Genomic DNA, 12,548 nt, shown 5'->3' on the forward strand with positions numbered 1-12,548 from the left:
AAAGGAAAACAGGAAGAGGAAGAATCACGGGGGGCAGGGAGGGCTCCCCCCCGCCAGGGGCCCCGCCGTCGTCCTGTTTGTGCGCCCACAGCTGATTCGGACGCCCATTGACAGGGCGCATTAGGTCTGTTTTTACCCAGCGCCTAGACTGGTAAGAGGGCGAGCAGTGCAGCCGCCGTCATTTTCCCCGCAGTAGATACCGAATTGAGTAATCACGCATGTCTGAAACCACAGGCAACACCGCTGTCCGCAGCGATCTCCGCAACGTAGCCATCGTGGCTCACGTTGACCACGGAAAAACCACCCTGGTCGACGCCATGCTGAAGCAGACCAATTCGTTCGCTGCGCACGGCGACGTGGCCGACCGCGTCATGGACTCCGGCGACCTCGAGCGCGAGAAGGGCATCACCATCCTCGCGAAGAACACCACGGTGTTCTACGACGGTCCGGCCGCCAAAGGCGAGACCATCACCATCAACGTCATCGACACCCCGGGCCACGCCGACTTCGGCGGCGAGGTGGAGCGCGGTCTGTCCATGGTCGACGGCGTCGTGCTGCTCGTCGACGCGTCCGAGGGCCCCCTGCCCCAGACCCGCTTCGTGCTCCGCAAGGCCCTCGCGGCCAAGCTGCCCGTCATCCTGCTGGTCAACAAGACGGACCGCCCCGACTCCCGCATCGAGGAGGTCGTCAGCGAGTCGATGGACCTCCTCCTCGGCCTCGCGTCCGACCTCGCGGACGAGGTCCCCGACCTCGACCTCGACCTGATCCTCAACGTGCCCGTCGTCTACGCCGCGGCCCGCGTCGGCGCGGCGTCGATCGAGCAGCCGGCCAACGGCTCGGCGCCGGCCAACGACAACCTGGAGCCCCTGTTCCAGACGATCATCGACCACATCCCGGCACCCCGCTACAACCCCGACGGTGTCCTCCAGGCGCACGTCACCAACCTGGACGCCTCGCCGTTCCTCGGCCGCCTCGCGCTGCTGCGCATCTTCAACGGCACCCTGCGCAAGGGCCAGACCGTCGCCTGGGCCCGCCAGAACGGTGAGCTCAAGAGCGTCAAGATCACCGAGCTCCTCGCCACCAAGGCACTCGACCGCGTCCCCACCGATTCCGCCGGCCCCGGCGAGATCGTCGCCGTCGCCGGTATCGAGGGAATCACCATCGGTGAGACCCTGACCGACGTCGACAACCCGCAGCCGCTGCCGCTCATCACCGTCGACGACCCCGCGATCTCCGTGACCATCGGTATCAACACCTCGCCGCTCGCCGGCAAGGTCAAGGGCGCCAAGGTCACCGCGCGCCAGGTCAAGGACCGCCTCGACAAGGAGCTCATCGGCAACGTCTCGCTCCGCGTCCTGCCCACGGCACGCCCCGACGCCTGGGAGGTCCAGGGCCGTGGCGAGCTCGCGCTGGCCATCCTCGTCGAGCAGATGCGCCGCGAGGGCTTCGAGCTCACGGTCGGCAAGCCCCAGGTGGTCACCAGGACCGTCGACGGCAAGATCCACGAGCCGATGGAGCACATGACCATCGACGTCCCCGAGGAATACCTCGGCGGCGTCACCCAGCTCATGGCCGCCCGCAAGGGACGCATGACCAACATGGCCAACCACGGCACCGGCTGGGTCCGCATGGAGTTCATCGTCCCCGCGCGGGGCCTCATCGGCTTCCGCACGCGCTTCCTCACGGACACGCGCGGCGCCGGCATTGCCGCGTCGATCTCCGAGGGCTACGAGCCGTGGGCCGGCGACATCGAGTACCGCACCAATGGTTCGATGATCGCCGACCGCTCCGGCGTCGTGACGCCGTTCGCGATGATCAACCTGCAGGAGCGCGGCTCGTTCTTCGTGCAGCCCACCTCCGAGGTGTACGAGGGCATGATCGTCGGCGAGAACTCCCGCGCGGACGACATGGACGTCAACATCACGAAGGAGAAGAAGCTCACCAACATGCGTGCCGCTTCCTCGGACACCTTCGAGAACCTGACCCCGCCGCGCAACCTGACGCTCGAGGAGTCCCTCGAGTTCGCCCGCGAGGACGAGTGCGTCGAGGTAACCCCGGAGACCATCCGCATCCGCAAGGTCATCCTCGACGCCAACGAGCGCATGCGTGCGTCGCGCTCACGCGCCCGCGCCTGACCAGCACCATGGCACACGACGACGCCGGCTCCTCCCCAGCAGGGGAGGGCCGGCGTTCGGCGTTCCCGGTCCTGTCCGCCCGGGCGCCCGGCGCCCCGACGCCGGTCCCCGCAGGATCGCGACGTCCGTCCGCAGGTCCCCCGCCGCCGCGCCGCGTGCCCGCCGTCCTCGGCGCGACGGGAGCCGGCGTCGCCGCCGCGGTGTTCGGTACCCTGCTGCACGCGCAGCTCGTCTACCTCGGCGGGACCGCCCTCCCGGTCGGGGCGCTGGCGGCCCTCGTCCTCGCCGGCAGCCTGTTCCTGCTCTCCGGGCTCTGGGCCCGGAGCATCATCCTGACGGCCGTGGCCGGGGCCGTCGCGTACGGCGTCGTGGCGCTGCTCTCGACGTCGTCGAAGACGCTGATCCTCACGGGAGCCTCCGACGCCGCTCCGGGCACGGCCCTGGCGGGGAACCTCTGGCTCTTCGGTGTGCTCGTGGTGACGCTCGCCGCGGTCGTCCTCGGCAGTGTCCTCCTGCGTCCGGCGCGCCGCTAGGCTTCCGGCGCGCCGCTAGGCTTCCGGCGCGGGGGGCCCCGCGCGTCGGCTCAGTCGGCCGCGCGGTCCAGGTGGTGCGCGAGCAGGATCGACGTCGCAGTACCGTCCGGGTCCGGCCCGCGCCGCGCATAGTCCTCGAAGACCTCGCGGATGCGTCCCATCATCTCGGCGCGGTGCTCGTCGTTGAGCCGGACGCCGAGCCGCCACACGTCGATCTCCGACGGCTGCAGCCCCTCGATCTCCTGCAGGAACGTCTCGACGAGGACCGGCGCCGAATGGGGCATGCGCGTGTGCCAGGATAGCCCGGTGGCGCGGTAGGGGATCTCCTTCGCGCCGCGGTTGCCGATCCGGGCGTCGTCGGCGGCGAGGAAGCCGGTGGAGAGCAGGGTGCGCACGTGGTGCAGGGACGTGGCCGGATTGAGCTCCAGCGTCTCCGCGATCTCCTTGTTGGTCCTCGGTTTGTGCAGGCACAGGCGCAGGATGCGGAGCCGTACAGGGGAGCTGAGTGCCCGGCCGCGGGCCTGGAGGTCCTCGTTCGAATCCATCCGCCGATCATACGGGACATCCGCCGATCGATTGGCGGCTCCCAATCACTGAGGTGGGGTTGCGGGCGGGCGCCCCGCCGCCGTCGCCGGGCGCCGGGGCGCGCGGCGCGGGGGAGCAGGCGGCACCGGCTTCGCCGCCGTGACGTCGGCCAGTGCGACGACGTCGTCGCCCCTGCGCGTCCGCACGGTGCACGAGGCCGCATCCAGTGCGACGAGATCGCCGAGCGAGTCCGTGAACCCGCCCTCCACGCGGCGCCGCACCACGACCCTCGTCCCCGGGGCGAGGGACGCGAGGAGGTCGGCGGGAGTCTGCACCCGTCAAGGGTAGGCCTCCGGGAGCGCCCGCGGGGTGGTCCCTGCGCCGCCGCGGGGTGGTCCGGCCGCCCGGAGGGGTGCGTTAAGCTGGGAACCGCACCGCGGGTGCGGCAGCCGACCCCGGATTCAAGGAAAGGCGTGGGACGTGACCTACGTAATCGCGCAGCCCTGCGTGGATGTCAAGGACAAGGCCTGTATCGAGGAGTGCCCTGTCGACTGCATCTACGAGGGCGAGCGGTCGCTCTACATCCACCCCGACGAGTGCGTCGACTGCGGTGCGTGCGAACCCGTGTGTCCCGTCGAGGCGATCTACTACGAGGACGACACACCCGAGCAGTGGGCGGAGTACTACAAGGCGAACGTCGAGTTCTTCGACGACCTCGGCTCGCCCGGTGGCGCGGCGAAGGTCGGCAACACGGGCTTCGACCACCCGATCATCGCGGTCCTCCCGCCCCAGAACCAGCCCGCCTAGGTGACGGCCGGAGAGCCGAAGCCCTTCGGCCTGCACCTGCCCGACTACCCGTGGGACGCCCTGGTGCCCTACCGGGACATCGCCGCGCGGCACCCGGACGGCGTGGTCGACCTCTCCATCGGTACCCCGGTCGACCCGACGCCCTCCCTCGTCCGCTCGGCCCTGGCTGCGGCGTCCGACGCGCACGGCTACCCGACCACGCACGGCACGGCCGCCCTGCGCGCGGCGGTCAGCGACTGGTTCGCGCGGCGGCGGGGCGTGCCGGGGCTCGACCCGCAGGACGTCCTGCCGACCGTGGGCTCCAAGGAGCTGGTCGCATGGCTCCCGCTGCTGCTCGGGCTGGGCGAGGGCGACGTCGTCGTGCGTCCCGCCGTCGCGTATCCCACGTACGACGTGGGCGCCCACCTCGCCGGTGCCACCCCGGTGGCCGCCGATTCCCTCGCCGAGCTCCCCGACGACGTGCGCGCCCGTGTGCGCCTCGTCTGGATCAACTCGCCGGGCAACCCCACGGGGGACGTGCTCGGCATCGACGGCCTGCGGGACCTCGTCGACGACGCGCGGTCCCTCGGGGCCGTCGTCGCGTCCGACGAGTGCTACGGGGAGCTCGGCTGGGGGCGGTGGGATCCCGCGGAGGGCGGTGAACCCGTGCCGAGCGTCCTCGATCCCCGGGTGTGCGGCGGCTCGCACGAACTCCTCCTGGCCGTCTACTCGCTGAGCAAGCAGTCCAACCTCGCCGGCTACCGCGCGGCGTTCACCGCGGGCGACCCCGCGATCGTCGCCAACCTCGTGAACTCCCGGAAGCATGCCGGCATGATCGTCCCCTATCCCGTGCAGGAGGCCATGCGCGTGGCCCTCGGGGACGACGCGCACGTGGCGGAGCAGAAGGACCGGTACCGCCGCCGTCGGTCGCTGCTCGTCCCCGCCCTGGAGGCGGCGGGCCTCACCATCCCCGGATCGGCCGCCGGGCTGTACCTGTGGGCGTCCGACGGCGGGCCCACGTGGGACACCATCGGGTGGCTCGCCGGGCTCGGGATCCTCGCCGGTCCCGGGACCTTCTACGGCGACGCGGGGCACGGCTTCGTCCGCGTGGCGCTCACGGGGAGCGACGAACGGATCGCAGCGGCCGCGGTGCGTCTCACCGAAGCGGGACCCCGTGTGGCGGCCCCCTTGCCTCCCGGCGGGGACGGGCAGCAGGATTAGTGATCAGGGGCTCGCTGACGGTAGCGTTTGTCGCTGAATGTGCTGTTCCTGGAGCGACGTACGTCCTCCTGCGTAGTGATGATTTGTGGCGACGACCTCGCTCCAGCTCCTGAAGGAGAACCAATGACCGAGCACAATGCTGCTTCCCTGCACTACGACGGCGGGAAGCTCAGCCTGCCGCTGGTGCCTGCCGTCGAGGGCAACAACGGCTACGACGTGTCGAAACTGCTGAAGCAGACGGGCCAGGTCACCTACGACCCCGGCTTCATGAACACCGCGGCCACCGCGTCGGCCATCACCTACATCGACGGCGACGCCGGGATCCTGCGCTACCGCGGATACCCCATCGAGGAACTGGCGAAGAGCTCCAGCTTCCTCGAGGTCTCCTACCTCCTCATCTACGGCAACCTGCCGACCCCCGAGGAGCTGAGCGCGTTCGACGGGCGCATCCGCCGCCACACCCTGCTGCACGAGGAGCTCAAGGGCTTCTTCGGCGGCTTCCCCCGCGACGCGCACCCCATGCCGGTGCTGTCCTCGGCCGTCTCGGCGCTGTCCACGTTCTACCAGGACTCGCTGGACCCGTTCGACGACGAGCAGGTGGAACTCTCCACGTTCCGCCTCATGGCGAAGCTGCCCGTCATCGCCGCCTACGCGCACAAGAAGTCCATAGGCCAGCCGATGCTGTACCCGGACAACTCCATGAACCTGGTGGAGAACTTCCTGCGGCTCTCCTTCGGCCTGCCCGCCGAGCCGTACGACCTCGACCCGATGATGGTCAAGGCCCTGGACCTGCTGCTCATCCTGCACGCGGACCACGAGCAGAACTGCTCCACCTCGACGGTGCGCCTCGTGGGCAGCTCGAACGCCAACATGTTCGCGTCCGTCTCCGCCGGCATCAATGCGCTGTTCGGTCCGCTGCACGGCGGCGCCAACGAGGCCGTACTCAACATGCTGCGCGACATCCAGGCCAAGGGCATGCAGCCCGAGGACTTCATGGAGAAGGTCAAGAAGAAGGAAGACGGCGTGAAGCTCATGGGCTTCGGGCACCGCGTCTACAAGAACTACGACCCGCGCGCGAAGATCGTGAAGGCCACGGCCCACGACATCCTCAGCAAGCTCGGCGGCAACGACGAGCTCCTCGACATCGCGATGCGGCTCGAGGAGAAGGCCCTCGCCGACGACTACTTCATCGAGCGGAAGCTGTACCCGAACGTGGACTTCTACACGGGCCTGATCTACAAGGCCATGGGGTTCCCGGAGAAGATGTTCACCGTGCTCTTCGCGATCGGCCGGCTCCCGGGCTGGATCGCCCAGTGGCGCGAGATGATGCAGGACCCGCAGACGAAGATCGGCCGGCCCCGCCAGCTGTACACGGGTGAGGCGGAGCGCCACTACCCCGCGAACTGACCCGCAGCACGACGGCGGGCGGCCCACCCCGGTGGGGGGCAGCGGTCGTTCCCGGGCCGGGCCGTCAGCCCTGCGCGTAGCCCTGCGGGTTGTTCTTCTGCCAGCGCCAGTGGTCCTCACACATTTCCGTGAGGGTCCGGCTCGCGGACCAGCCGAGGTCGGCGAGCGCCGAGGACGGGTCCGCGTAGCTGACGGCGGCGTCTCCCGGCCGTCGCGGCGCGAACTCGTAGGGGACGTCCGTCCCGACGGCGGCGGAGAACGCGGCGAGGACCTCGAGGACCGAGGAGCCGTGGCCCGTGCCGAGGTTCCAGGTGTGCACCCCGCCGTGCGCCACGAGGTAGTCGAGTGCGGCCAGGTGTCCTGCCGCGAGGTCGACGACGTGGATGTAGTCGCGCACCCCCGTCCCGTCGGGCGTCGGGTAGTCGTTGCCGAACACCAGGACCTTCTCGCGGCGGCCCACGGCCACCTGCGCCACGAAGGGCAGGAGGTTGTTCGGGACGCCCGTGGGGTCCTCGCCGATCGTCCCCGAGGCGTGCGCGCCCACGGGGTTGAAGTAGCGGAGCAGGGCGATGTTCCAGCGCGCGTCGGAGGCGCCGAGGTCGGTCAGGATGTCCTCGATCTGCTCCTTGGTGCGGCCGTACGGGTTGACGGCGTCGAGCGGCAGCTTCTCGGTCAGGGGCACCTCCTCCGAGGCACCGTAGACGGTCGCCGAGGAGCTGAAGACGAGGGTGCGGACACCGGCGTCGTCCATCACGCGCAGCAGGTTCAGGGTGCCGCCGACGTTGTTGGAGTAGTAGTACAGCGGCTTCTCGACCGACTCCCCGACGGCCTTCAGGCCCGCGAAGTGGATCACGGCGTCGACCTGCTCCTCCGCGAAGATGGCGCGCAGCCGGGGCTCATCGAGGAGGTCCGCCCGGTGGAAGGTGGGCGCGCGGCCCGCGAGGGTCGCGACACGTTCGAGCGAGGTCTCCGTGGAGTTGAGCAGGTTGTCGACGACGACGACGTCATGGCCGTGTTCGAGCAGGGTCAGGACGGTGTGCGAGCCGATGTAGCCGCTGCCACCGGTAACGAGGATCTTCATGCCCCCATCCTAGGTCGGTGCCGGCCCGGCCCGGCCCCCGCCCCACGGGGACACCCGTGCGGTGCGGGGTACGTCCTCGCACGACGACGGGCCCGGGCAGGAGCCCGGGCCCGTCGTCGTGCGATCCGCTGTGCCGTCAGAGCGGTGGTGCCCCGACGGTGTCGTACATGGCGTAGTCGTCAGTGGTGACGGTGCCGTTGCCGAACAGGCTCAGTCCGAAACTGATTGCGGTGGCCCCGGCGGGCAGCGCCGGGGTGGTGAAGCTGGCCTGCGTGTAGGTGCCCGCTGCGGCCAGCCAGGGCCCGGAGGTCCAGTACACCCAGTTGCCGGAGGCGTTCCGGTAGTAGAGGGCGAACTGGGTCACCGCCGTGGAGGTGTACCAGGCGCGGACCGAGTAGGTCTTCCCCGCGGTGGCCGCGGGTGCGCAGGCACCGGAGTCCATCGACGTCGTCAGCTTCGCGTCACCGCTCGAGTACCCGGTGATGGTGAGCCGCTCGGCCTTCGTGCCGGTCCGGGCCGCGGCCACGGTACTGTACGCCGGCGTGTTGACGCCGAAGCCTGCCGACTGCCAGCACTGCGGGAACGCGCCCGTCCCGGCCGTCTCGAGGCTCGGGTTCTTCACGAGGTTGGTCCCGGCGGGCGGAGGCGGTGGCGGTGTCACGTTGGCGGTGTCGAACATCTCGTAGTCGTCGGTGGTGAGGGTGCCGTTGCTGAAGAGGTTCAGGCCGAAGCTCAGGCCGTTCGCCCCCGCGGGCAGCGGCGGCGTGGTCCAGCTCGCCTTCTGGTAGGTGGCGGAGGCGGCGAACCAGGGGCTGGAGGTCCAGTACTTCCAGGAGCCGACCCCCGTGCGGTAGTACAGCGCGAACTGCGTCGGCGCGGTGGACTTGTACCAGGCGCCCAGGTTGTAGGTGCGGCCCGCGGTGGCCGGGGGCGAGCAGCCGCCCAGATCGAGTGCGGGCAGGAGCTTCGCGTCGCCGTCCACGTAGCCGCTGACCACGAGTCGCTCGGCGCGCTGGCCGGTGCGGCCCGGGCTCACCACGGAGAAGGCGGGGGTGTTGGTGCCGTAGCCCCCGGCGTTCCAGCACTGCGGGACGCCGTTGGTGAGGGTCTCGAGGCTCGGGTTCTTCACGAGGTTGCCGCCGACGGGCGGAGGCGGGACGGCCGGCCCGGAGACGGCGGGCTTGACGGTGCCGCCCACCACCTGGTCGACGGTCTTGACGGTCGTGGTCGCGGGCCGGGTCTTCAGCCACGCGGCGAACTGGTCGAAGAGCGCCGGTGTGACGGCCAGCGGGTCGGTCCCGCCGAAGCGGTGGAAGGTGAGCTGGATCCACCCGCCCACAGATTCTGCCTGCGTGACGCTGTTCTGCAGGTCCGCCAGGGTCCAGGTGTTCTCGACCTGGTCGGGGGCCGCGGTGTTCCAGGGGTTCGCCGAGGGGATCCTCTCGGCCAGGGGGCAGGTGGCGCAGCTGAAGCGGGTCTTGATGTCCCCGAGCCCGCGGGCACTGTTGTACCCGCAGTTCCTGGCGATCGTCTCGATCCCCGGGTTGCTGGAGGCGAACGGGTAGGCGAAGCTCGTGACGCGGAATCCCCAGGTGGTGAGGTTGACGCGGTCGTTGCAGATCTGCCGGGTGGCCTCGTCGGACGGCAGCGTGACCAGGTCGGGGTGGGTCACGGTGTGGCCGCCGATCTCGTGGCCGGCGGCGTTCATGGTGCGGAGGTCGGCCAGGGACAGGTAGCCCGCCGTGTCGGTGGTCCCGGAATTGACGTAGAAGGTCCCCTTGAGCGCGTACTTGTTCAGGGTCTGGACCGCGATCAGCTGATCGGCGTTCCCGTCGTCGAACGTCAGGGACACGACGGTCGGTTCGGCGGCGGAGGCCGCCGGGGGAGCGAAGCCGGGGCTGACGATCCCCACGGCGAGGGCCAGGAGCGCCGTCACCACCCAGACCGACCACCGGCCCGCGGTCGGGACACCGGGCGCCCGTCGGGGGGCTGCCGTCTCGTTTCCTGGGTGGCTCATGGCATCGCACTCGTTTCCGAACTGGGGATTCCCGGACGCGCGCCGTCCCGGGGCACCGACCAACCTACGACACGGTTCCGGCGAAGCCACGCGAGATCGCTACCCATATCTTCACGGGCAACACTCGGCTTCGGTACGGGCATCTCGAGGGTTTCCCCAGTAGTACCCCGGGAACGTGCCGGCCGGCGCCGCCGGAGGAACCCCCGTCCTGAGGGCCCGCGTCGAGCGCCATTCCGCCTTTGAAGGGTCCTCTCCGCCGGGTCTACTGTAGGAGCCAGGCGAACTGGTCCTGAAGGAGGCCCATGTCGTACCCCGAACACGGCTACAGCGCGCATTTCACCGTGGACACCTCGGAGGTGCTCCTCGTGGCGCTCTACCTCCGGGACAGTGCAGGGCTGCACGGCGTGGGCCTGCCGTCCCTGCCGCCCGTGACCCCCACCGTCCGCGCCATCGACACGCACCGGCTCACCCGGCCCGGGGGAGCCGCAGTACTGAGGGTCGAGTGGGAGGCCTGGTGGCACGGCCTCGTCGGACATCCGATCAGCGCCGCCGTGCTGCCCGTCCCTCCGCTCTTCGAGGCCCTCGACGGCATGGAGGCCCTCAAGGCGCTGCTGCGCGCACGGGTCGGCTCCGCGATCGACTGGGCCGAGGAACGCTGCGCCGAGTACGCCCTGCATGCCGGCGCCCGGGGGGCCGGCAGCATGGAGGGCCTACTGACGCGCCTCGTGCAGGAACGCGAACTCGAACTGGGCCGCGCCGCCCGCCGCTTCACGCTCGAGGTCGTCGAACTGCCCCTCGGTGTGCGGCGGGCCTGGTGGGTGGAACCCGACAAGCTCCTCATGTGCCAGGACCTGTTCGACGACGAGCGCGCGTTCCGCAGCTACGTGGAGCCGGTCATCCGCATGCTGGCCTGAGGCAGGTCGTCCGCCGGACCGATGGGGCGCGTCCTCCGGCGGGCAGGCGCCGGTCGGCCGGGCGCCGCGTCAGGGCGTCGCACCCGCGACGGTGACGGTGAGCGTCCCCGGAGCCGTCGTCGTCGACGTCCACCCGCCGTCGGCCCTCACCCATTCGAGACCGGAGTACGCCACGGAGGTGATCGAGAGGGCGGAGGCGTGCGCCACGGCCCACTGCGCCGCGGCCCAGCCGGCCGTGCCGTCCAGCTCCAGCGTGAGCCGGTTGCCCTCGACCACCCCGCCGAGCGGTCCGAAGACCTCCTCCGCGGCCGTCGCGACGGCCAGGGGCTCGCCCGTGGCCGTCGGTTCCCGCAGGGTGCACTCGAGCGCGGCGGGGGAGTTGCCGGTCAGTGCCGAGGCGAAGGCGCGGCTCTCGGGCTCGTGGTCGGCGTACGCGTCCGGGTAGGCGGACCGCTGGACCGTCTGCGCGGCCTCGGTGATGGGCAGTGCCTCGTAGGCCGGGACCCGGACGAGGGCGTCGTAGAAGGCACCCGCGGCGTAGACGGGCATCATGATCTGCTCCTCGGAGCCCCAGCCCTGCGAGGGGCGCTGCTGGAACAGGCCCCGGGAGTCCGGCCCGGCCTCGTCCCCGTAGTCGATGTTCTCGAGCCGGGACTCCTGGATCGCCGTCGCGATCGCGATCGTCGCCGCGCGCGCCGGAAGCCCCCGCTGCACGGCGACGCCGGAGATCAGTGCCGCATTCGCGGCCTGGGGAGGGGTGAGCTCGAACGTCTCGGCGCCCACCGTGGCACTGCAGCGTTCCCGCACGAGCACCTCGCTGCCGTCCAGCTGGTGGACGGCGAGGACGGTCCCGCCGACGACGACGGCCGTCAGCGCGGTGAGCATCGCACCGGTCCGGAGCCGTCGCCTGCGGCGGCGGACGGCGGCGGAGGGACCCCGCGGAGCCACGCTAGTTGGCGTGCAGCGCCGGGTTGAGGGCGATGCCCTCCCCGCTGCGGGGGCGCGCCTCGACGGCACCGGTGGCGGAGTTGCGCAGGAACAGGATGCCGGCTTCGCCCGAGAGGTCCTTCGCCTTCACCAGCGTCCCGTCCTGCAGGGTCACCTTCGTGCCCGCCGTGAGGTAGAGCCCGGCCTCGACCACGCAGTCGTCCCCGAGGGAGATGCCCACGCCGGACTCGGCGCCGAGCAGGCACCGCTCGCCGATGGTGATGCGCTCCTTGCCCCCGCCCGAGAGGGTCCCCATGATCGAGGCGCCGCCGCCGATGTCCGAGCCGTCCCCGACGACGACCCCCGCGGAGATCCTGCCCTCCACCATGGAGTGCCCGAGGGTGCCGGCGTTGAAGTTCACGAAGCCCTCGTGCATCACCGTGGTCCCGTCGGCGAGGTGCGCGCCCAGGCGCACCCGGTCCGCGTCGGCGATCCGGACGCCCGCGGGCACCACGTAGTCCACCATGCGCGGGAACTTGTCCACCCCGTGCACCAGGACGGGGCCGTGGGCGCGGAGCGCGGCACGGACCGTCTCGAAGTCCTGCACGGGTGCGGGTCCATGGTTCGTCCACACGACGTTGGGCAGGAGCCCGAAGATGCCGTCGAGGTTGACGGTGTTGGGCTGCACCAGGCGGTGCGAGAGGAGATGGAGCCTCAGGTACGCGTCCTCCGTGCCCGCCGGGGCGGCGTCGGGGTCGATCGTCAGGTCGACGACGCGCTGGGTCACCCTGCGCGCATTGTCCACGCCGGCCGCCGCGAGGGCCTCCAGCTCGTCGCGCAGGCGGGTGGTGGTGCCACCCTCGCCGAGCCAGGGCGCGGGGAACCAGGTGTCCAGGACCGTTCCGTCCGAGGCCACCGTGGCGAGACCGGTGCCACCGGCCGACCGCTGCGGGGTGGAGGGCAGGGACGGGCTGGGCAGGGGAGGAGTCATGGCCCCCAGTC

The 12,548-nt window shown here is 70.8% G+C and carries 12 protein-coding genes; 6 read left to right on the forward strand and 6 right to left on the reverse strand.

Annotated features, from left to right (window positions below; all coding sequences use genetic code 11):
• The first annotated feature begins 218 nt into the window (after positions 1-218).
• Together typA and ACX80K_RS17510 are read left to right on the forward strand one after the other, a co-directional pair.
• Positions 219-2,135 (forward strand): translational GTPase TypA, encoded by a 1,917-nt coding sequence (typA, locus tag ACX80K_RS17505; protein ID WP_104179162.1) that lies wholly within the window; start codon positions 219-221, stop codon positions 2,133-2,135.
• An 8-nt stretch (positions 2,136-2,143) separates the two neighbouring features.
• Complete coding sequence (locus ACX80K_RS17510; protein ID WP_459273190.1) at positions 2,144-2,668, forward strand: hypothetical protein; 525 nt, start codon at positions 2,144-2,146, stop codon at positions 2,666-2,668.
• Between the two features lie 50 nt (positions 2,669-2,718).
• Here ACX80K_RS17510 and ACX80K_RS17515 read toward each other — a convergent pair whose 3' ends face one another.
• Both ACX80K_RS17515 and ACX80K_RS17520 read right to left on the reverse strand, forming a co-directional pair.
• The gene (locus ACX80K_RS17515; RefSeq protein ID WP_459273191.1) at positions 2,719-3,213 is read right to left on the reverse strand and encodes an ArsR/SmtB family transcription factor; all 495 of its coding nucleotides are present in this window, start codon (positions 3,211-3,213) and stop codon (positions 2,719-2,721) included.
• 45 nt (positions 3,214-3,258) lie between these two features.
• The gene (locus ACX80K_RS17520) at positions 3,259-3,528 is read right to left on the reverse strand and encodes a putative acetyltransferase (RefSeq protein WP_459273192.1); all 270 of its coding nucleotides are present in this window, start codon (positions 3,526-3,528) and stop codon (positions 3,259-3,261) included.
• A gap of 145 nt (positions 3,529-3,673) precedes the next feature.
• Between ACX80K_RS17520 and fdxA the strand changes: the two genes are divergently transcribed.
• The 3 genes from fdxA to ACX80K_RS17535 all read left to right on the forward strand — a co-directional run bounded on the left by fdxA (position 3,674) and on the right by ACX80K_RS17535 (position 6,607).
• Positions 3,674-4,000 (forward strand): ferredoxin, encoded by a 327-nt coding sequence (fdxA, locus tag ACX80K_RS17525; protein ID WP_043440973.1) that lies wholly within the window; start codon positions 3,674-3,676, stop codon positions 3,998-4,000.
• Positions 4,001-5,200 (forward strand): succinyldiaminopimelate transaminase, encoded by a 1,200-nt coding sequence (dapC, locus tag ACX80K_RS17530; RefSeq protein WP_459273193.1) that lies wholly within the window; start codon positions 4,001-4,003, stop codon positions 5,198-5,200.
• 123 nt (positions 5,201-5,323) lie between these two features.
• Positions 5,324-6,607 carry a citrate synthase gene (locus ACX80K_RS17535; RefSeq protein ID WP_459273194.1) on the forward strand — a complete coding sequence of 428 codons (1,284 nt, stop codon included), beginning with the start codon at positions 5,324-5,326 and terminating at the stop codon, positions 6,605-6,607.
• Between the two features lie 64 nt (positions 6,608-6,671).
• Here ACX80K_RS17535 and galE read toward each other — a convergent pair whose 3' ends face one another.
• Positions 6,672-7,688: a UDP-glucose 4-epimerase GalE gene (gene galE, locus ACX80K_RS17540; RefSeq protein WP_459273195.1), complete on the reverse strand. Its 1,017-nt coding sequence runs from the start codon at positions 7,686-7,688 to the stop codon at positions 6,672-6,674.
• 136 nt (positions 7,689-7,824) lie between these two features.
• Positions 7,825-9,705: a polysaccharide deacetylase family protein gene (locus ACX80K_RS17545; protein ID WP_459273196.1), complete on the reverse strand. Its 1,881-nt coding sequence runs from the start codon at positions 9,703-9,705 to the stop codon at positions 7,825-7,827.
• A gap of 302 nt (positions 9,706-10,007) precedes the next feature.
• On the opposite strand from ACX80K_RS17545, the gene ACX80K_RS17550 reads away from it, so the two are divergent.
• A complete protein-coding gene (locus ACX80K_RS17550; RefSeq protein WP_459273197.1) occupies positions 10,008-10,619 on the forward strand; it encodes a hypothetical protein in 612 nt (203 codons plus the stop codon).
• Positions 10,620-10,688: 69 nt separating this feature from the next.
• On the opposite strand, the gene ACX80K_RS17555 is transcribed toward ACX80K_RS17550, so the two are convergent.
• Positions 10,689-11,504 carry a hypothetical protein gene (locus ACX80K_RS17555; RefSeq protein ID WP_459273217.1) on the reverse strand — a complete coding sequence of 272 codons (816 nt, stop codon included), beginning with the start codon at positions 11,502-11,504 and terminating at the stop codon, positions 10,689-10,691.
• A gap of 64 nt (positions 11,505-11,568) precedes the next feature.
• Entirely contained in the window at positions 11,569-12,537 is a 969-nt protein-coding gene (dapD, locus tag ACX80K_RS17560) for a 2,3,4,5-tetrahydropyridine-2,6-dicarboxylate N-succinyltransferase (RefSeq protein ID WP_459273198.1), read from the reverse strand.
• Positions 12,538-12,548 lie beyond the last annotated feature (11 nt).

This window comes from Arthrobacter sorbitolis (genome assembly GCF_054510995.1).